The following is a 21,161-nucleotide window of genomic DNA, read 5'->3' as shown; positions in this document are numbered from 1 at the left end:
CAACTCTCCTTATAGTGCAAGCAGCGTTGTTTGAGTCCTGATCATGTCTTTGCCAAAACCTGAAACGGTCAGCCCGTTGTCATCACAATTTGTATTGCTTATGGCAATCGCCTGCGGTTTATGTGCCGGTTCGGCTTATTTTAATCAGCCGCTGATTTATTCGATTGAAAAGAGTTTGAGAATTAGCACCAGTCAGGCTGGCCTAACCGTCGTGCTTGCCCAAATTGGCTATGTGCTTGGCTTGATGCTGTTGGTGCCTTTAGGCGATTTCCTGAATAAACGCAAGCTTGTGGTCAGCCTGATGGTATTTGCAGCCCTCTCGCAAATTCTGCTGTCTTTCAGCACGACTCTTAGCACCTTATATCTTTTCACCCTGTGTGCCACCTTTGGAGCAATTTCAGCCCAGGTTCTGATTCCCTTTGCTTCAACAATCAGTCCACCCGAATCAAGTGCTGCAACGGTCGGAAAACTCATGAGCGGTTTGGTGATGGGGATTATCCTCTCACGGACTTTCGCCGGTTTTGTCTCGACTTACTGGTCCTGGGAAGGTGTGTATTTATCCAGTGGCATCATCACCCTGCTGTTCGCAATGGTGATGTGGAAAAAGCTGCCCAATACACAGCCTCAAACTGGCTTAACCGTCGGCAGTATTTACCGTTCACTGTTTGTACTTGCCCGAAGTAATCCGCATTTAATCCGTCGTGCCTGTGCCGGTGCCTTGGGCTTTGGCATCTTGTCGATGGTCTTTACCTCGATGACCTTTGTCCTCGGCAATGCGCCTTACGACTTTAGTGATTTTGAAATAGGCCTGTTTGGCTTGCTCGGCGTTATCGGGATTTATTCATCTAGCTGGTCGGGCAAAACCGTGGGGCAAGGCAAGGAAAACCTGGTCGCAAAACTGTGTATTTTCCTGATGCTGTTTTCATGCATTCCCCTGTTCTTTGCCCAGCAAAATATCTGGGTTTATGCGCTTGGGGTTTTGATGAGTTATTTTGGCCTTACCGCCTTTCATGTACTGAACCAGAATCTGGTTTACCGGATTGACCTGAAAGCACGTTCACGGATTAATGCAGTCTATATGACCATCTATTTTTCGGGTGCAGCTTTGGGTTCGCTGGGTGCAGTATACGCATGGGAACACTTTGGATGGATGGGCTGTGTCGCGCTTGGCTTGGGCTTTTCAATTGGAATTTTGCTGATTGACCGTTTTGATTTTAAGCGGATGCAGAAGGCTTAATTTTTTAAAAAGGAATAAATTAAAAAATTTATTCCTGATTTATTTAAACCTTAACTGTCTAATTCGAATAACTTAATTCGAACAACCTAGACCCATGATCGCTATATTGCAGTCATTCTTACTGATCAAGAATCGTGTAACTTGAACCGTACACAATGACAGACTTGTTACGCAAAGCGTCTTTCCAGGTCTGGCTTTTCATGCATTCGACTTAAGGAGTCGTATTGATACGTTGCTGATTCTGCATAATCTCAGGCAAACTTTTTTCAATCCAGCCAATCAGATAGTTCATTTTTTCTGCAGCTTGCGAACCTAAAATAGTCAATTGATATTCCACCTTGGGTGGCACCACCGGATAGACCGTGCGCAGGATAAAACCATCCTGCTCCAGCATTTTCAGCGTTTGTGACAGCATTTTTTCACTTACCCCTTCAATGCGCTGTTTCAGCTCGCTAAAACGGTGCACCCCATCACTTAGACAGCGCAGAACCAATACTGACCATTTATTCGCGAGATGTTCCAATATTTCACGTGATGGACACTCCGTGGATAAGACCTGGCCCAATACAGGGCTGATCGCATAATTTGTCATAGCGTCCTCTCAGTATTCTTATTACCTACTAATTTTAATGTACTTACTCTTTGTAAGTTAACAGAATAATATTTCAGCAGCAAGTTTGTTAATGACTTTATATGGATTGATGAAATATCCCTTTCAATGATTAACCGCCATAAAAAAAGAGTCTCCATTGAGACTCTTTTTTAATTCTGCTTTACAAATTATGCATTTGTTTCAGCAGGAATTTTTGGATAACTTACGCCGCCCATCTGTTCTGCGATACGCAATACCTGGCAGCTATAACCCACTTCGTTATCATACCAAACGTAGCAAGTTAAACGGTTGCCTGAAGTAATTGTTGCTTGCGCATCAAATACACCTGCAGTACGTGAACCGATAAAGTCAGAAGACACAACTTCTGTAGAATTGGTATAACCGATTTGACCTTGAAGGTTTGAGTTGATTGAGATTTGACGAATGTATTCGTTCACTTCTTCACGATCTACTTCTTTCTCAAGAGTCAAGTTAAGAATAGCCAATGATACGTTTGGCGTTGGAACGCGTACAGAGTTACCAGTCAACTTGCCTTTAAGCGCAGGCAGAGCTTTAGCAACCGCTTTAGCCGCACCTGTTTCAGTAATAACCATGTTCAATGTTGCAGCACGGCCACGACGGTCAGCTTTATGGTAGTTGTCGATCAGGTTCTGGTCGTTCGTGAACGAGTGAACTGTTTCAACGTGACCATTAATCACTTTGTATTTGTCATCTAACACTTTAAGTGTTGGAGTGATGGCGTTGGTTGTACAGCTTGCTGCAGAGATGATGGTATCTTCATCAAGAATGTCGGCCTGGTTCACACCAAATACAACGTTCTTCATGTCACCTTTACCAGGGGCAGTCAAGATTACGCGTGCAGCGCCCGGGCATTGAAGATGTTGAGCAAGACCTTCAGCATCACGCCATTTACCAGTATTATCAATCACCAGTGCATTGTTAATACCATAAGCCGTGTAGTCCACTTCAGATGGGCTAGATGCATAGATCACTTTAATGAAGTTACCGTTTGCAATAATAGCTTCGTTTTCTTCATCAACTGAAATTGTGCCTTGGAACGGACCGTGGATAGAGTCACGGCGCAGCAATGAAGCACGTTTTTCCAAATCGCCATCAGATGATTTACGCACCACGATTGCTTTAAGATTTAAACCACGACCCAAACCTGACTGGCCAATGATTAAACGAGCCAGAATACGGCCGATACGACCAAAACCGTAAAGCACAACATCTTTGCCTTCCACAGCCTTCGCATTACCTGCTAAAGATTTCACTGCATCAGCAACAAAAGCGTCTACATCGCCGCCTTTTTCCTTGAATTCAACAGCAAGTTTACCTAGATCAATTTCTGCTGAACCAATATTTTCAATTTTAGCTAAAGCTTCTAAAATCGGGAAAGTGTGAACCACTGAAAGCTCAACATCCATAACACGTGTACGGCGATGCGCTTTTAAAATCTGGATTACTGAACGGTTAACTAAAGAACGACCGTATACAGAAGTCACGATATTTTTTTCACGATATAATTGACCAATCAGGGCAATCATACGTTCCGCGATTTCTTCACGGTTTTTCCAGCGACCTTGGTGCTCTGCATGTAGGGCGATGATAGTGTCTTTGCTCACAGCTACGTCCTCTAATTAATTGTATATCTAGGCATAAATTTCAAAACCCGACAATTGTAAAGGAATTATCGGCAACTTTGAATCAAAAGCTGAATGTTCAACGTGCTTTTTACGATATATTCACTATAAATTTATAAAATAGTTGTAATTATTTTCATGATTTTACTGTTAAAAGATCAGAAAGCTGTCTAAACACAAAAACTATACTTTTTTGTTAAATGTTGCTTAATCAAACAAGCTGAGTTTTCACCCAGCTTACCGAATGCAGTCTATTTCAAGCGATCCTGATAGTTTTCCACATTTTGATTCAGCGCCCGCTGTTTACGTTTTTGCTTGAAGATATGAAGTGTGCCTTCAATGACCAGCAATAGAACCGCAATCCAGATGGGAATATAAGTCAGCCATTCACCAGTCTCCACCCGCTCACCCAGCACAATAGAAGCAAAGGCCAAAAGCACGGGTTCGAGATAACTCAGCAATCCGAAAATCACAAAGGGCAAATAACGGCTGGCCAGAATATAACTGCCCAATCCCAACGCACTTAAAAAACCCAGGCCAATCACGGCCATAATTAAATGTGGAAAATGAGCCATTAAACTCAGACTATCGCTATGCATAAAGCCCAAGTAAAAAGCGACCGGTAAAATGAGGCATAAATCCCACCAGAAACCGCCTAAATGATCCGTTTTAAAGGCACGGCGCAAAAAGAAATATAAGGGATAAGCCAAAGCGACATAAACGGTTTCCCAGGCGATACTGCCGATACGCCAGATTTCATGCCCTACCCCTAGCATGGCCAATATTACGGCAGCCAACTGCCATTTCGACAGTTTTTCCTTATAAAGTACACAACCGATCAGCACCATCACCAAAGGCAACAGGAAATAACCCAGTGAAACCTGCAAGCCACGACCATTCATGGGGCCCCACAGAAACAGCCACAATTGTGTGGTACAAAGCAGGGAACTAAAAATCAGCCAGATCAGAAATACCGGCTGTTGAACAATGCGCTTGAAAATCTGGGAGATATGCTGCAAATCACCCGACCACCACATAAACAGGGTTAGAAAAGGCAGCGTGGCCAGCATACGCCAGGCAAAAGTCTGTTCGCTGTCCAAAGGCTTTAAAAATTGCGTATAAAAATACAGTACTCCAAAAGTAACAGATGCCAATACTGACAAAGCCAAGCCTTTATACATCTTTTACCTCAGGGAGATTATTCATTTCATGATGGTGCGAACCCATCCAAAATACTGGATCATTCAACTTTAAAACCGGAGCTATCTTAACAAATAAAAAACCATGCCTAAGCACGGTTTTAAAATTTTATTAAAATATTGGGTATGTTATTTGATCGTCTGCTTGGTATGAATCACATCCCTCAGATCATAGCCCAGCGATTTGGCATATTCTAAATACTCGTTGACGACTGCCTGATCGGGTTGTGGGCTACGGGACAATACCCACATGTATTTGCGGCGTGGTTCACCCACCAATACAGTCTGATAGTTTTCATCAAGTTTAAGTACCCAATAATCACCGCGACCGAAAGGCAACCAGCGAATCGCTTCAGGCAGGAAACTGACTTTTAATTTGCTATTGAAAGGTGCATTTTGAATAAATGCCTCTCCAATTGACTGGGTGAGTTTACCCTCTTTGGTATAGCAGCGGTTATCTACGACTACATTACCGTTCTCATTCAGGGTATAGGTCGCAGTGACATCACGATCACACTTATTTTGAAAATATAAAGGCTTACGGGCAACTTCATACCAGACACCCAGATATTTATCCAGCTCAACCCTTTCCACCGTTTGCAGTGGCTTAGTTTGTGCATATGCCATTGTCGCCATGCCCAAACCCACCAACACCGCTCCACCCAGAGCAATTTTAGCCAGTGTATAGCCCGCTTTTGGAAGATTATTGCTTGTCATAAAAGTACCTTCAGTCAATTTTTTAAATTCTTAAAGTGCTTACGCTTTTAAAAATAACGACTCCGACCAAATCATACTGTAGCGTTATGTAATGATTTTGCAATAAAAATCATCCAACTAACTGAGCATCTGTGCCTTCAAGCGTACAATCTCATCCCGTAGTCGCGCTGCCTGTTCAAACTGCAGTTCCTTCGAGGCTTTGAGCATCTCTTTTTCCAGTTTGGACAAATGCTTTGCCAGCAATTTAGGGTCTGCCAGAATGTGGCGCTCATCGGCACTCAAGGCACGGGCCTGATCCGAAATTTTCTCGTCAATCTGGTCATCAGTCAGCACTTCACCGGTATCAATATCCTGGCTGTTTTGACGCTTGGTGCTGCGCGGTGTAATGCCATGCAGTTCATTAAATTCGATCTGTTTGGCACGGCGGCGTTCGGTTTCATCAATGGCTTTCTGCATAGAGTCCGTAATCCGGTCGGCATACAAAATCGCTTTACCTTTCACGTTACGTGCAGCACGACCAATGGTCTGGATCAATGAACGCTCCGAGCGCAGGAAGCCTTCTTTGTCGGCATCCAGAATAGCCACAAGCGACACTTCCGGCATATCCAGACCTTCCCGCAGCAGGTTAATACCGACCAGCACATCATGCACACCGCTACGCAACTCATGGATAATCTTGGTCCGCTCCACGGTATCAATGTCTGAATGCAGATAAGCCACCTTGACCCCGTATTCTTTTAAATACGAAGTTAAATCTTCTGCCATCCGTTTGGTCAAAGTCGTCACCAGAACACGCTCATCCAGTTCCTTACGGATATTGATTTCCGACAGTACATCATCCACCTGGGTCAGCACGGGACGAATTTCGATTTCAGGATCGACCAGTCCGGTTGGACGAACCACCTGCTCGGCAATCTGCTGCGCTTTTTCCAGCTCATATTTTGCCGGTGTGGCACTGACATAAATCGTGGAGGGAATAATCCGTTCCCATTCTTCAAACTGCATCGGACGGTTATCCAGCGCACTTGGCAAACGGAAACCATAGTTGACCAGATTCTCTTTACGCGAGCGGTCGCCTTTATACATGGCACCAATCTGCGGAACCGTAACATGCGATTCATCAATAATCAGCAAGGCATCATCGGGAATATAGTCAAACAAAGTCGGTGGCGCTTCGCCTGCCGGACGGCCGGACAAATGCCGTGAATAGTTTTCGATGCCGTTGGTATAGCCCAACTGCTGCATCATTTCCAGGTCGTAGCGGGTACGCTGTTCAATGCGCTGTGCTTCCAGCAGTTTGTCATTGGCCCGAAAGAAACCTAAACGTTCCTGAAGTTCCTCGCGGATGGTGCCAATGGCGCGCTGCAAGTTATCTTTCGGCGTAACATAATGACTTTTAGGATAAATGGTCACGCGTGGAACTTTACGCACCATTTTTCCGGTTAAGGGGTCAAACCAGCGAATCGAATCGACTTCATCATCAAACAGCTCGATACGAATTGCATCCTGATCCGACTCGGCCGGGAAAATATCAATAATTTCCCCACGGATACGGTAAGTACCGCGCAAGAATTCCAGTTCATTACGGGTATATTGCATTTCCACCAGACGGCGAATAATGTCATCACGGCTGATCCGGTCCCCCTGCACAATATGCAGCAACATGCTCATATAGGCATTCGGATCACCCAGACCATAAATGGCCGAAACGGAAGCGACAATAATGGCATCACGGCGTTCTAATAATGCCCGGGTCGCTGAAAGACGCATCTGGTCAATATGGTCATTAATGGCCGAGTCTTTTTCAATGAAGGTATCGGAAGATGGCACATAAGCTTCCGGCTGATAATAGTCGTAATAGCTGACAAAATATTCAACCGCATTATTGGGGAAAAATGACTTGAACTCGCCATACAGCTGTGCAGCCAGAGTCTTGTTATGTGCCATCACAATGGTGGGACGCTGCAACTGGGAAATCACATTGGCCATGGTATAGGTTTTACCTGAACCGGTTACTCCAAGCAGCAACTGGTCGTGATAGCCTTTTTGAATGCCCTTGACCAATTTTTCAATGGCTTGTGGCTGATCACCCGCAGGCTGATAGCTGGTCACTAATTCAAAAGGTTGATGACTATCCGACATATTATTCAGCTTCTATACTTAAATACAGTTTCAATAATATGAGGGTTAAAGTTCAACATTCAACATCAATGTTCCGATATTTACTGAGGGACTTATATCAAGAAAATTCCAACATTTTTGTCTTGACCGCATGCGCATTCAATAGCAACATGAAACAAAGCATCCTGATCACAATAAAGCCTATGACTTACCATTACCATGACGAAAGTATTGTCAAAAATTTACCGGAAGATACCGTTTTTGTTTTTGGCAGCAACATGGCAGGAAACCATGCAGGTGGGGCTGCGCGTACCGCCCTACAACATTTTGGTGCAGTGCAAGGCGTAGGTCGTGGCTGGGCCGGTCAAAGTTATGCCATTCCGACCATGAACGAGCATTTGCAGCAAATGCCCTTGTCGCAAATTCAGCACTATATTGATGACTTCAAGATTTATACCAAAAACCATCCGAAAATGACCTATTTCATTACCTCGGTGGGTTGCGGGATTGCCGGCTATAAAACCGAAGAAATTGCGCCCATGTTCAAGGGCATTTCCCATAATGTGATTTTCCCCATTTCTTTCCGCCCTTTTGTAGAAAGAGCCCTACCTAAATTAACCCGTCATTTCCTAAGAACGGTATTTACCGATGAGGTTATTTTCTCCTCTCCAGATGAAGATGTTACTACCTGTTTAGATTTGTCAGAAAATGAAAAAAGTGCTGCCCGAATTATTTTAAATACTCAAATGTACCCAACCGACAGTAATGGCCGGGACCGAAATTTTGAAATTTCAGACATTTTGCATGTGTTAAACGGCAAGATTTTTGACTGGCAAAACCATTCAGAAGGTTCCATGATGTTTGGCGGAGTCATTCTGGCCTTGCTTGAACTCTACAATATCAATGAAAAAGACTTTATGGATGTCTGGCAAGGTGAACGTGAAATTTCTCCACCTAAGCCAGAAAATAAAGCCCGCAGAAAACCGCGTTAATTGTTAGTTTCAGCGAATCAAAGCCAATTCCTGAATTGGCTTTTTTTATTCGTCTTACTTTTTTATTTTGCGACACAGCTCTCATTAAAGATAAATATCGTTTTGCTTATCACATGATTTTAAAATAATTTTTTTAAGCATATACTTCATACTTAAATGACCATAAAAATGACGAGCACCTTGAATGGATATGCTGGACTCCCCTTTTTTTGAACTGTCTCCCGTGGCCATGTGGCTGGAAGACTATAGTGAAATCAAAAAACAATTTGATCTCTGGCGTAATCAGGGCGTGCAAGACCTGTTCAGTTTCCTACAAGAAGATGAATTGCGCATTCTTGAATGCGCAAAAAAAATTAAATTATTAAAAGTGAATTCTAAGACCCTTGAGCTTTATCAGGCCAATAACTTTGAACATTTATCTCAAAACCTGGCGTCAGTCTTTAAGGAAGACATGACAAAAACCCATATTCACGAACTTGTTGCATTGTGGAATGGTGAAACCCATTTTTCCAATCCCGCCGTAAACTATACCTTGACTGGAAAGCGCCTGGATATCCAGCTCAAAGGCCTTGTATTGCCTCAACATGAACAGGATTTATCCTTAGTCTTAATTACCACTGAAGACATCACGCCTTACACCGAAGCCTGCCGTAGGGAGGAACGAAGCCGCCATATGGCAGAGGCGCGCTTTACTTATTCTCCGACCTCGCTTTGGATCGAAGATTTCAGTCGTATTAAAATTAAACTGGATCAATTACGTAAATTAGGCATTGAGGATTTTCCAACTTTTCTGGATGTGCATAATGAATTTGTCATTGAATGCATCAAGGAAATTAAAGTTATTGATGTCAATCAAGCCACACTCGATTTGTTTGGTGCCCCGAGCAAAGATATTTTATTAAAAAACATTCATATTGTTTTTGCCGAAGAAATGGTTCGGACTTTTCGGGAACAATTGATTGAACTGTGGAATGGTCATCTGCATCATCAACGTGAAGCGGTCAATTACGCAATTGATGGCAGCATTCGCCATGTGCTGCTGCAATTTACCGTATTTCCAGATTATCTGGATGACTGGAGCATTGTACAGGTTGCCCTGACTGATATTACCGCGCGTAAAAAGGCTGAACATTATCTTGAATATTTAGGCAAACACGATGTACTCACCAAACTGTGCAACCGTTCTTTTTATGTGGCAGAACTGAACCGGCTTGAACGCAATCTATTACGTCCAATCTCATGTATTTTTATAGATTTAAACGGGCTGAAAACCCTGAATGACAGTCAGGGACACGATGCAGGTGACGGCGTCTTGCGGCGTATAGGCAACATCCTGAACCAGTTGATCCAGCATACGCCCTATTCGGCTTCACGCATTGGCGGAGACGAGTTTGTAGTCCTTTTACCGGGTGCAGATGAAGCAGCCTTGCAAAACTGCCTGCAAAGCCTGCATGAACTTTTGCTGGTGGACAATCAATTTTACGCCAATCAGCCAATCAGCCTGTCTATAGGTCATGCGACAAATTTGGAGCATGAACGGATTGAAGATATGCTGAAGCGTGCTGACCTGGAGATGTATCACCAGAAAAAGAATTACTATCAGAACAATGATAGACGAAGCCAGCTTTCCAGCTCGAGTTAAAGGTTCCAAACACCGGGTTATACGGCAATAAAAAAGCCATGGTCTGACCATGGCTTTTTTATTTCTATATGAAGAATTTAACGCTTGCCCATGGAACGGCGTGTACCACGTGGTGGCATCCAGGTACGATCAGCATAGCGCTGCGGTTTAGGGCGTAAATCTTCAAAGACTTCATCGGAAGAATTTTCATCGACCTTTTTAATCGGGAAAGGTAAATTAACCAAGGGTTTTTTCTTGGGCGTATTTTGGGTGCTCATGTGATTCACTCAAGGATTTCTACGACATATTGTACGGAAAAATGCCTCTCAGTGCGAGACAGGATTTTTACTCAGCTTGCAAACGCTGGAGTTTGCTGAAGATGACCTTTTTTAACCGCACCGGCATGTTCATTGATCAGGTCAGAACCTTATATTCGCCCCAGGAATGCATTAAAAAAATATAAATATCATATTAATTTTTGGCTCTTTTTAAGCTCAAGAATTTTTTCTATTAATCAAAATAACGTGTTACATAAAATTATTTTTCCACATGTTATTGAAACAAAATAGCTATTTTTTTACAGGAATACTACCCGATTAATATTTTTTAGTAACACAGTGATTTTTCTCTAAATATAGAATAAGAAAAGTGAACGAAAAAAAATGAATAATCGCAAAATGGACATGGAGTCCCTGAATGAAAAAAACATTCCTTTATATGATGTCGTCTCTTGCTACCCTTCCTGCTGTGAGCTATGCCGATTCCCCCTATTTCAGTTTAAAAGATGGCGATGGCTTTAAACGCTTTTCTGTTTCTGTGGGAGCACTACATGTCATGCCTCAAGGTAAAGCCCAGCCCTTCCAGGTGAATACGGCTGTTAAAAATGGTGAAGTGGCCAAGAATGGCGATATTCAGGTTGATACCGTACTCAACAATCTGAATCCCGAGGTCAATCAGGCTGCACTGGCCACCGTTTTAAGAGGTTTAGGCTTTTTTACCGGAGGTCAGCTGGGAAGCGAACTCAGTGGCAGCTCACAGATTTATGGATTGGAGCAATGGGATAATCCGGGTACGGGCCTTGAGGCCGATGATGTTACTACCCTGGGGATCATGACCAATTATTTCTTTACCGATAATGTGTCCTTTGAGATGAAAGCAGGTATTCCGCCCAAAGTTGACTTACAGGGTAAAGGAAAAATTTATGCACCTTTCTCTGCTGTGGCAACACCGCAAATTGGCAACTTGCCTTTAGAGTTCCTCAATATTGACCTGAAAAATGATATTTTTATTACCGATCTGGAAGCTCATGGACCCGCGGCTTCAGCACGTGCCTGGACGCCTGCCTTTGAGTTCCAGTATCACTTTGGTAAAACCGGAGTCAATAAATTCCGCCCTTATGTGGGTGTAGGTCTGATGTATGCTTATTTTAATGAATTGGAAATTAACCCGCATACAGAACAGGACTTGATTGCAGCCGGTCATATGATTGCCAATATCAAACAGGGCAATGCCGGAGCCTCACTGGAAGGCAAACCGAGTCTAGCCAATCCTAAAGTCGATCTCGAAGCAACCGATGCTATTGCCCCGATTGCGACTGTCGGTTTCACCTATGATTTTAATGAGCGCTGGTTTGCTGTGGGATCTGTATCTTATGCTCATCTTAAAAATGAAACCACGATTACGGTATCTGATGAAAAATTAGGAACATTAATTACCTCCAAAGCGGATATTGAAGTCAACCCGATACTTGCTTATGCAGGGATCGGTATGCGTTTCTAAGTTTTCAATCATTAAAAGACGGCGTTATGTCGTCTTTTCATTTTTATAAACCTTTCTATAACTTAATTTTATCTTTTGTTGAAATTTAATTTAATCGCCTCGTCCTTTATAATCGAATAACATAGCCGCAACACAGCCCAGCATGGATGAATTATGTCAGACACCCGTTTTTCCAAACCTCTGATTTACATGTTAATTGGAAGTGCCATTATTCTGGCTTTGTCCTTGGGTGTCCGTCATGCATTTGGTCTGTATCTGGTGCCCATGAGCCATGAATTTGGCTGGGGCCATAATGTGTTTAGTCTGGCCATTGCCATGCAAAACCTGATTTGGGGCGCAGTGCAACCTGTTACCGGCGCTTTTGCCGACAAATACGGCAGTAAAGTTGTGGTTGCAGTGGGTGGTGCCCTCTATAGCCTTGGCCTGTTGCTGATGGCGGTCAGCTCAAGTGGTTTGCTGCTGAATTTAAGTGTCGGCTTAATTCTGGGTCTGGCACTTTCTGCGACCTCTTTTCCCGTACTGCTGTCTGCTGTGGGACGTGCCGCACATCCTGAAAAGCGCAGTCTGGCGATGGGTATTGCCAGTGCCGCAGGTTCTTTCGGACAGTTTATTATGCTGCCGTCTACTCTGCTGCTGTTACAAAGTATCGGCTGGTCGGCCGCATTGATGGTCAGTGCCATTTTAATTGCTTTAATTATTCCATTGGCATGGACATTAAAAGCTCCGGCTTATGTACATCCGAATATATCGGCTGCCATTAAACCCGCATTGGGCGTCAAAGAAATTCTGGTGATTGCCAAAAACCATAAACCGTTCTGGTTCCTGTCTTTAGGCTTTTTTGTCTGTGGTTTTCAGGTGGTCTTTATTGGTATTCATTTACCTGGCTATTTGATTGATCACGGTTTTGATGCCACTACAGGTACAGTGTTCTTGGCCCTGGTCGGTTTATTTAATATTGTCGGTACCTATACCGCAGGCTGGCTGGGTGGAAAATACTCCAAGCCTCATTTGCTGATGGGTCTATATGGCCTGCGTGGTATTGCCATTATTGGCTTTTTATTGCTGCCTTTGAGTACCTGGACAATTTACAGCTTTGGCGTCATTATGGGCTTATTGTGGTTGTCTACGGTTCCCCTGACCAATGGCATTGTGGCGAACATGTTTGGCATAAAATACTTAAGCATGCTCAGTGGCATTGTGTTCTTTACCCATCAGGTCGGTTCATTTTTTGGTGGATGGCTGGGTGGTGTCAATCATGACATGACCGGCAACTATAATATGATCTGGATGTTTTCTATCCTGTTAAGTGTATTTGGTGTTCTGGTTCATTTCTTTGTTAATGAGGAGCATGTGGTTCATGACTGATTCTATGCTTGGACTTAAAATCCTGATTGCTGCAGCGATTGCGCTGTTATTGGCCATCGCCATTATGCTTTGGGTCCAAACCCCACAACTGTTTGAGTATTTCAATCAGGCCTTTTGTGCGCATTAAACTGCTGATTTTCAAACACAGCAACAGCTATTTTTATACTAAAAAATACAGTTTTTATTAAAAGCTGTATTTTCAATATATTAGTTAAATTTATGCATTTTTTCATAAACTTAGAATAATTTTTGATTTTTCATCCCCTGCCTTTTTTCTTAGATTGAGCATTAACGAAAAAACAATCTGAGCAACAAACATGACCGCATTAACCCAACTTTCTCAAGCTATTCATGATGCACCGCGCTGGCACCAGCCAGAACAATTTCAAAACCCCCAGGAGATTACGATTTTGCCCTTAGAGGGCGAAGCTTTAGGGGCTGTGGTTTTTGGCCTGGATGCGCGTAAAGCCCAAGCGGGTGAAACCATTTACCGTCTGAAGCAGGCACTGGCCGAGCATCTGATTTTAATCTTTAAAAACCAGCGTCTGGACGATTTACAGTATTTGGCCTTTGCCAGCTATTTTGGTTCCATTTTCCGCCCAAGCGCAGATAATCCCGTACTTGCCACCCAAGCCGATACCGGTACACCACCCGATGTCGTGCCTGTTTCTAATGCTGTTGGACAGGGTGATTACACTGGGCATGGTGAATTGAATCCGCATGCCGATCACCAATGGACGCCACAACCGTCTTTTGGTTCATTGCTTTATGCCATTGAATTACCTAAAGACGGCGGACAAACCTCCTGGTTTAATACCATCCGGGCTTATGACGCTTTAGATGAAGCAACCAAACAGCAGATCGATCAATTACAACTGATTACCTATAACCCCTTTGTCCGCCGCCAATACCTAAAAGATAATGATACCAATGGTTATGGCAGCAGTCCCTTATACCGTTTTAAAGATCAGCCGATTATTGGCCATGCCTATCCCCATCCACTGGTGCGCACCCATCCTGAGAGTGGTCGTAAAGCGCTTTGGTTAAATACCCATTCCGAAGTAGAGCTGGTCAATTATGATGATCAGGCTGGCAGTGAATTGATTGCTTCATTGCGCGAACATCTGTTAAAACCAGAATTCCGCTATGAACATCAATGGCAACAGGGCGATATTGTATTTTGGGATAATCAGGTCACCCTGCATTCACGCAAACCTTTCCCAAGCGAGCAACGCCGTTTATTAAAACGCATCAGTCTGGCAGGCGGTCGACCTTATTAAGGCTATTCCTGAATCTGAAATAATAACAATAAAAAAGTGTCATAAAGTTACTCCACAGCATCATGACCCCATCTACATTTACGAATACGCAAAATCGTAAATAAAATAAAAAATGCGTCATGATGCTGCAATTTTTTTATTTCCCCTTTTTTCTTAGGATATGCTCCATTCTCTTATCAGTAACGACCCGGTGATACATCAAATCGGAGATGATTAGACTTCTTTCATAAATTCCCCTTATTTCTCTCTAGGGGAGGAAATAAAGAGGGTGTGAACAATCATGAAAGAAGTCTATTTTTAATGATGGTCATCTTGTTTAAATATTTACGAGTTAAATTAAAAAATAAAAGCCCATCAAAAGTAATTACTTGGGATGGGCTTTTTCATGTTAGAAATATGCATTGCGGAAAACCGCATAACAAGGCAAATTTGGCCTGTTAATCTTGCTTAAGCTAAAACTCAAATATTTTGGATCATTATGTTGCCTTCTGTTCCTACGCTGTCAAATTTCAGCTTATTTAAAATATTTCTTAAATTAGGCTGTACGGCATTTGGCGGCCCGGCAGCGCATCTGGTGTTTTTTTATCGGCGTTTTGTGCAACAGCTTGGCTATCTGGATGAGCAGCAATATAGCCATCTCCTGGCTTTGGCTCAAATTTTACCTGGCCCCAGCAGTAGCCAGATGGGCATTGCAATTGGTTTTCAGCTAAAAGGTTATCGAGGTGCACTGCTGGCATGGCTGGGCTTTACTTTACCTTCAGCACTGCTCATGGCCCTTGCGGCAATGCTGGGCCTGCAATTTTCTGCTTATTTTTCTGCCGAGTTTTTCCATGTGATTCAACTGATTGTATTTAGCGTGGTGGCATGGGCATTCTGGCAAATGTTACGCAGCTTTTGCAAAGACCAATGGCAATATGTATTAATGCTGCTGTCGGGCTTATTTGTCTATCTGGTTCCCATCAGTATCAATCAGATGTTGGTGATCCTGTTCGGTGCTTTGGCAGGACTGGTTTATCTGCATTATTTTCCGCAAAAAAGTACCCTTAAACCTGTTACGAGCATCTCCATCACCGCTAAAAAATCTTTTGCTTATCTCTGGCTGATTTTATTTGCCTTGCCTTTTGTGCTGGTTCCACCGCTACAATATTTCTTTCCCAATATTTGGCTAGACAGTTTTACCGGTTTGTACCGCACGGCTTCTCTAGTCTTTGGTGGCGGTCATATTATTTTGCCATTTTTACAGCAGGACTTTGTTGCATCCGGCTTGGTCTCCCAGCAACATTTTGACCTGGGCTATGCCATTGCCCAGCTGATGCCAGGCCCCTTATTCAGTTTTGCCAGTTATCTGGGTGCTTTATTGCCTTTAAGTTCATCGGCGGCACTGAATGCAGCTTTTGCAACGGCAGTGATTTTCTTGCCTTCTTTTTTCCTCATTTTTGGCGCTTTACCTTACTGGTCACGTTTAATGCAATTTCCGCGTTTATTTCAGGCTTTGGCAGGAATTAATGCCGCTGTGGTGGGTCTGTTATTATGCCTGGTGGTGCAGATGGGTGAAAAATATATACGGTCTGGCCTAGATATTGTTTTTATTATCGCTGTCATTGCATTGCTGAAGAGCAAAGTTCCAGTCTGGCTGACCTTAATCAGCAGTTTCTTCAGTTATTATGGACTATTGTGGCTATTGGATCATTATGCCCTTTTCTCATTCGGATTCTAATATGCAATGATCTCATATTTACATAAGGGGAGTTTTTATCTAGAGCATTTGATTACTTAAAGTGGACACTGTTTACTTTTAATCACTCAATCTCTCTATTTTCTTGCTCTATTTCTGATTAGCTTATTTAGATATCAATTTTAAACCTATCGATCAGGAAAATAGGATGAATAATATAGTCAGCTTTTCAGATTGTGCCCAAATGTGTATGACATGCTCTTTGACCTGTACCGGTTGTGCAGCCGCTTGTCTGGATGAAAATGACCTGGAGATGATGCGTGAATGCATCAAGCGCTGTCTGGACTGTGCAGATATCTGCAACTTATGTGCCGGGTCTGAACAAAGGTCTTCCGCCTTTATGCAGGAAATCTGTCAGCTTTGTGCCCAAATGTGTGATTACTGTGCCAAAGAATGCAGCAAGCATGACGCTGAACATTGCCAGCAATGTGCAGAAACTTGCCAGCAATGCGCGGCAGAATGCCGTAAAATGGCAACCTAAATGCAGATGCTTGATAGAAAAAAATAGTAAATCCATCTGATCACTATTTTTTTTATTTGATCTGCGGGTTTGCACAATCGCTATCCCCTAATCCCCTAGGCTGAGATGATATTTAATACTACAAAATAAACAAAAACCCGTAAGCATGCACTTACGGGTTTCGCATTTAAAATTCAGAAAATCTTAGAATAAACGGTTCATACCATTCAAGGTTGCCACACGATACGCTTCTGCCATGGTCGGATAGTTAAACGTAGTTTCCACAAAATACTTGATAGTATTGTTCGGGCTGTTCATCACGGCTTGACCAATGTGAATAATCTCGGCAGCATTATTACCAAAGCAATGTACACCCAGAATTTCCAGAGTGTCACGGTGGAATAGAATCTTCAATTCACCTACCGTATCACCGGTAATTTGCGCACGCGCCAAATGACGGAAAGAGGCCTGCCCCACTTCATACGGGATTTTTTCTTCAGTCAGTTGCTGTTCAGTTTTACCAATCGAAGAAATCTCCGGAATGGTATAAATTCCAGTCGGGATATCAGTCACTGGTGCAACATCTTTCTCGCCGCTCATATTCGCGCCCGCACAACGACCTTGGTCATAAGCAGCAGAAGCCAGTGATGGCCAACCAATCACGTCACCCGCAGCATAGATATTGTCCACTTCAGTCTGGTACTTATCATTGACATTCAATTGACCACGGCTGTTTGGTGTAATACCTACATTTTCAAGACCTAAACCATCCGTATTCCCTGAACGGCCATTACACCATAAAATGGCATCGGCTTTAATTTTCTTACCACTTTGTAAATGCATTACTACGTGATCATCAAAAGTTTCCAGATGATCAATCTGTTCATTGTGACGAATCAAGACACCCTGTTCACGCAAGTGATAAGACAGCGCATCTGAAATTTCATCATCCAGATAACTGAGCAATTTAGGCTGGGTATTAATCAAATCAACTTTATGGTCCAAACCAATAAAGATGGATGCATATTCACAACCAATCACACCTGCACCATAAATGATGATTTTCTTGATGGAGAAATCCAGATCCAGAATTTTGTCTGAATCAAATACACGTGGATGATTAAAATCAAGCACTGAAGGACGGTATGGACGTGAACCTGTCGCAATCACCAACTGCTGAAAACTTAAAGTTTCAGTAATACCTTCCGGACTGAAAATCAGGATGGTATTTTTGTCTTGTATATAAGCACGACCATGATAGATATCAATTTTGTTACGATCATAGAAGCGCGAGTGGGTATCGACTTGCAACTGAATGACTTTGTGTGCATTGCGCAGCACTTGTTTCATGGTGAACTGTTTCCATTCACCCACTTTTTGGAACATTGGGTCACGTTGGTAACGCAAAATACTCGATACAGTTTGACGTAATGCTTTACTTGGAATGGTACCTACGTGTGTACAGTTACCACCTAACTGTTCACGCATATCAACTATTGCAACACGCTTGCCTGATTTAGCAAGTTTCATTGCCGCGCCTTCACCCGCAGGGCCTGAACCGAGAACTACCGCATCGTATTTAACGAAAGTTCCACTAATGACCTCTTTTTTACGTGGCATTCAACGCTCCTATCTTCAATATTGGTCTATCTTGGCTATATTATGACGTAAATACTCGCAATTTTCTGTATTTACCTCACATATATTAAGTGATGACTACATTTATTAAATGAATATCCTTTTTACCCCATTTAGATTCAAGTCCGTTATAATGAGAGACCTAATATATCTAGTATCTCCCCCGTCAAAAAACAGTGGAAAAGTTGAATATGTCTGAAAACCGTAAACCTGAACAGGGTGTCAAACTTCGTGGCGCAGAGAAAGTCGCTCGTATTCCTGTAAAAGTTGTACCTACGGTTGAAACGCCACGCAAACCGGACTGGATTCGCGTGAAAATGGCGGCACCAGATGAAGTTCAACGCATTAAAACCACCTTGCGTGCACAAAAACTGCATACAGTGTGTGAAGAAGCCGCTTGCCCGAACCTGCCAGAATGTTTTGGTGGCGGTACCGCAACCTTTATGATCATGGGTGATATCTGTACCCGTCGCTGTCCGTTCTGCGACGTGGCACATGGTCGTCCAAACGCACTGGACCCGGACGAACCGCGTCATATGGCCGAAACCATTGCCAACCTAGGCTTAAAATATGCCGTGATTACTTCGGTTGACCGTGATGATCTCAGAGATGGCGGTGCACAGCATTTCGTGGACTGCATTAAAGAAGCCCGCAGCTTGAGCCCAAATACCTTATTGGAAATTCTGGTTCCGGATTTCCGTGGTCGTATGGACGTAGCGCTTCGCATCATGACCGAGTGTCCACCGGACGTATTTAACCACAATATTGAAACTGTACCGCGCCTGTATAAAGCAATGCGTCCGGGTTCAGACTATCAGCATTCTTTAAACCTGCTGAAAATGTTCAAGGAATACTGCCCGGATGTTCCAACCAAATGTGGCTTGATGGTCGGTATTGGTGAAACTGAAGAAGAAGTGATTGCCCTGCTGGATGACTTAAAAGCTCATGATGTCGATTACGTGACTATTGGTCAGTATTTACAGCCTTCTAAAGAACATGCACCGATTGACCGTTTCGTGACTCCAGAAGAATTTGAGCGTTACACAGCACATGGTCAAAAACTCGGATTCAAGAATATCTGGGCAGCCCCGATGGTTCGCTCAAGTTACTTTGCCGACCGTCAATATTATGGTGAACCAGTTCCAGCCGTACGCCGTAAAGTTGACCCTGCGAAGAAAATTGCAGTTCAGACCATTGAAGCTTAATTGAAAATCAGCCTGAAACCAGGCAGATCAACAAATGCCAATCTAATAAGTTTAGATTGGCATTTTTATTTCCGGCTAAAAAAGATAAAAATGAGACATAAAAAATCCCCTATTTAAATAGAGGATTTGTGAAATCAAAAGCATTTAAGCAGCTTGATGTGGTACACCACTATGGAAACGGAAAGTATCATCTTCAGAGAGGATTAAATTCTTTTCCACTTCACGGATATGCTGAATGCGCCCCTGAATGTCTTCTTCCGGATCTTTCATTTTAGACGTTTTGGCAACATCTAAAGCCAGTGCCAGATAATCTTCATAATGGCGTGATTCAGACTTGAGCAGGTAACGGTAATAACGTCCTAACTCTTCATCAACCAGTGGGGCAAGCGCATAAAAACGCTCGCAGGAACGTGCTTCCACAAAGGCACCAATAATCAGCACGTCAATCAGTGCTTCAGGCTCATAGGTGCGAATTTCCTTGCGCAAGATCCCTGCATAACGACCTGCACTCACCGCTTTCCATTCCTGTCCGCGTTTCGACATGAATTCCAGTACCTGCTCATAATGCAGCATCTCTTCGCGTACCAGTTGTGCCAGCTTGACCTGCAAATCGGTAAAAAAGCTGTAACGGAACATCAGGTTCATGGCTGTTCCAGCGGCTTTTTTCTCGCAATTGGCATGATCCTGCATGAGCAACTCCAGGTTATTCACTGCTTCATCTAGCCAGGCTTTCGGCGTTTCACATCCCAGGAAGCCAATCACAGGTTTCATGAGATCATCATAATGGGTTGTCGACATAACTTTTAAACTTAAATCTTAACGTGCTGCTTTAATCACAGCTTTCATTTGTTGAACAGCTTGCGCCAAACCGACAAAGACTGCATCGGCGATAATAGAATGACCGATATTAAGCTCATGAATGTGTGGAATTGCAGCAATTGGCGTGACATTGTCCAGGTTCAGACCATGTCCTGCATTCACGATCAGACCTTTAGATGCAGCATATTCCGCACCTTTGACAATACGCTCAAGTTCATGCTGCTGAGCTTCAGCGGTTTCAGCATCGGCATAGGCACCTGTATGCAACTCGATGGTGGGCGCACCGCAAGCCACGGCTGCGTCAATCTGCTCAAAGTCGGCATCAATAAATAAAGACACTTCACAGCCAATGGCAGACAAGGCTTGAGTCGCGGCTTTAACCTCTTCAAAATGCCCCACTACATCCAGGCCACCTTCAGTGGTCACTTCCTGACGCTTTTCCGGAACAAAGCACACATGATGCGGCTGAATTTCCTTGGCAAACTCCACCATCTCAGGCGTGACTGCCATTTCCAGGTTCATATGGGTTTTTAGCACCGGACGCATGCGACGGACATCATCATCCTGAATGTGACGACGGTCTTCACGCAAATGCAGGGTGATCCCCTCCGCGCCTGCCTGTTCGCAAATTAAAGCAGCATTCACTGGATCTGGATAAGTGGTTCCGCGCGCCTGTCGCAAAGTCGCCACATGGTCAATATTTATACCAAGCAATGCAGCCATAACAATTTCCTAAC

At 43.4% G+C, this 21,161-nt stretch carries 19 protein-coding genes; 10 read left to right on the top strand and 9 right to left on the bottom strand.

All coding sequences use genetic code 11. From position 1 onward, the window contains the following. Positions 1 to 43 precede the first annotated feature (43 nt). Positions 44 to 1,237: an MFS transporter gene (locus tag ACPUEY_RS04255; protein WP_425121252.1), complete on the top strand. Its 1,194-nt coding sequence runs from the start codon at positions 44 to 46 to the stop codon at positions 1,235 to 1,237. A gap of 211 nt (positions 1,238 to 1,448) precedes the next feature. Here ACPUEY_RS04255 and ACPUEY_RS04250 read toward each other — a convergent pair whose 3' ends face one another. The 5 genes from ACPUEY_RS04250 to uvrB form a co-directional block, all read right to left on the bottom strand. Continuing rightward, positions 1,449 to 1,829, bottom strand: a complete 381-nt coding sequence (locus ACPUEY_RS04250) for a winged helix-turn-helix transcriptional regulator (RefSeq protein ID WP_425121250.1) — start codon at positions 1,827 to 1,829, stop codon at positions 1,449 to 1,451. Positions 1,830 to 2,017: 188 nt separating this feature from the next. Then, positions 2,018 to 3,475, bottom strand: a complete 1,458-nt coding sequence (locus ACPUEY_RS04245; protein ID WP_425121249.1) for a glyceraldehyde-3-phosphate dehydrogenase — start codon at positions 3,473 to 3,475, stop codon at positions 2,018 to 2,020. Between the two features lie 269 nt (positions 3,476 to 3,744). Further along, entirely contained in the window at positions 3,745 to 4,674 is a 930-nt protein-coding gene (gene rarD / locus ACPUEY_RS04240) for an EamA family transporter RarD (RefSeq protein WP_425121248.1), read from the bottom strand. Between the two features lie 147 nt (positions 4,675 to 4,821). After that, complete coding sequence (locus ACPUEY_RS04235; protein WP_425121246.1) at positions 4,822 to 5,409, bottom strand: lipocalin family protein; 588 nt, start codon at positions 5,407 to 5,409, stop codon at positions 4,822 to 4,824. A 117-nt stretch (positions 5,410 to 5,526) separates the two neighbouring features. After that, positions 5,527 to 7,551 carry an excinuclease ABC subunit UvrB gene (uvrB, locus tag ACPUEY_RS04230; protein ID WP_092818577.1) on the bottom strand — a complete coding sequence of 675 codons (2,025 nt, stop codon included), beginning with the start codon at positions 7,549 to 7,551 and terminating at the stop codon, positions 5,527 to 5,529. Between the two features lie 182 nt (positions 7,552 to 7,733). On the opposite strand from uvrB, the gene ACPUEY_RS04225 reads away from it, so the two are divergent. Beyond that, positions 7,734 to 8,522, top strand: coding sequence for an A1S_2505 family phage non-structural protein (locus tag ACPUEY_RS04225; protein ID WP_425121244.1), 789 nt, complete (start codon positions 7,734 to 7,736; stop codon positions 8,520 to 8,522). Between the two features lie 184 nt (positions 8,523 to 8,706). Next, entirely contained in the window at positions 8,707 to 10,164 is a 1,458-nt protein-coding gene (locus ACPUEY_RS04220; protein WP_425121243.1) for a diguanylate cyclase domain-containing protein, read from the top strand. 77 nt (positions 10,165 to 10,241) lie between these two features. On the opposite strand, the gene ACPUEY_RS04215 is transcribed toward ACPUEY_RS04220, so the two are convergent. Beyond that, positions 10,242 to 10,421, bottom strand: a complete 180-nt coding sequence (locus ACPUEY_RS04215) for a hypothetical protein (protein ID WP_092818580.1) — start codon at positions 10,419 to 10,421, stop codon at positions 10,242 to 10,244. Between the two features lie 418 nt (positions 10,422 to 10,839). On the opposite strand from ACPUEY_RS04215, the gene ACPUEY_RS04210 reads away from it, so the two are divergent. The 6 genes from ACPUEY_RS04210 (at position 10,840) to ACPUEY_RS04185 (ending at position 16,783) form a co-directional block, all read left to right on the top strand. Then, the gene (locus ACPUEY_RS04210; RefSeq protein WP_425121242.1) at positions 10,840 to 11,922 is read left to right on the top strand and encodes an OmpW/AlkL family protein; all 1,083 of its coding nucleotides are present in this window, start codon (positions 10,840 to 10,842) and stop codon (positions 11,920 to 11,922) included. Between the two features lie 153 nt (positions 11,923 to 12,075). Further along, positions 12,076 to 13,287, top strand: coding sequence for an MFS transporter (locus ACPUEY_RS04205; protein ID WP_261182566.1), 1,212 nt, complete (start codon positions 12,076 to 12,078; stop codon positions 13,285 to 13,287). Further along, entirely contained in the window at positions 13,280 to 13,414 is a 135-nt protein-coding gene (locus tag ACPUEY_RS04200; protein WP_261182565.1) for a hypothetical protein, read from the top strand. The genes ACPUEY_RS04205 and ACPUEY_RS04200 overlap by 8 nt, the downstream gene beginning before the upstream one ends. 190 nt (positions 13,415 to 13,604) lie before the next feature. Further along, positions 13,605 to 14,567, top strand: a complete 963-nt coding sequence (locus ACPUEY_RS04195) for a TauD/TfdA dioxygenase family protein (RefSeq protein ID WP_425121241.1) — start codon at positions 13,605 to 13,607, stop codon at positions 14,565 to 14,567. A gap of 478 nt (positions 14,568 to 15,045) precedes the next feature. Then, positions 15,046 to 16,284: a chromate efflux transporter gene (gene chrA, locus ACPUEY_RS04190; protein WP_425121240.1), complete on the top strand. Its 1,239-nt coding sequence runs from the start codon at positions 15,046 to 15,048 to the stop codon at positions 16,282 to 16,284. Between the two features lie 166 nt (positions 16,285 to 16,450). Next, positions 16,451 to 16,783, top strand: a complete 333-nt coding sequence (locus ACPUEY_RS04185) for a four-helix bundle copper-binding protein (RefSeq protein ID WP_425121239.1) — start codon at positions 16,451 to 16,453, stop codon at positions 16,781 to 16,783. 183 nt (positions 16,784 to 16,966) lie between these two features. Here ACPUEY_RS04185 and sthA read toward each other — a convergent pair whose 3' ends face one another. Next, positions 16,967 to 18,382: a Si-specific NAD(P)(+) transhydrogenase gene (gene sthA, locus ACPUEY_RS04180; RefSeq protein ID WP_092818586.1), complete on the bottom strand. Its 1,416-nt coding sequence runs from the start codon at positions 18,380 to 18,382 to the stop codon at positions 16,967 to 16,969. Positions 18,383 to 18,591: 209 nt separating this feature from the next. Between sthA and lipA the strand changes: the two genes are divergently transcribed. Next, the gene (lipA, locus tag ACPUEY_RS04175; RefSeq protein ID WP_131273378.1) at positions 18,592 to 19,605 is read left to right on the top strand and encodes a lipoyl synthase; all 1,014 of its coding nucleotides are present in this window, start codon (positions 18,592 to 18,594) and stop codon (positions 19,603 to 19,605) included. 144 nt (positions 19,606 to 19,749) lie between these two features. On the opposite strand, the gene ACPUEY_RS04170 is transcribed toward lipA, so the two are convergent. Next, positions 19,750 to 20,403 carry a tRNA-(ms[2]io[6]A)-hydroxylase gene (locus tag ACPUEY_RS04170; protein WP_261182558.1) on the bottom strand — a complete coding sequence of 218 codons (654 nt, stop codon included), beginning with the start codon at positions 20,401 to 20,403 and terminating at the stop codon, positions 19,750 to 19,752. Positions 20,404 to 20,421: 18 nt separating this feature from the next. Then, the gene (gene pdxJ, locus ACPUEY_RS04165; RefSeq protein ID WP_425121238.1) at positions 20,422 to 21,147 is read right to left on the bottom strand and encodes a pyridoxine 5'-phosphate synthase; all 726 of its coding nucleotides are present in this window, start codon (positions 21,145 to 21,147) and stop codon (positions 20,422 to 20,424) included. Positions 21,148 to 21,161: the final 14 nt, after the last annotated feature.

This window comes from Acinetobacter sp. G11, assembly GCF_049808495.1.
Lineage (GTDB): Bacteria > Pseudomonadota > Gammaproteobacteria > Pseudomonadales > Moraxellaceae > Acinetobacter > Acinetobacter kookii.
This window is presented reverse-complemented; position numbering and strand designations above follow the sequence as displayed.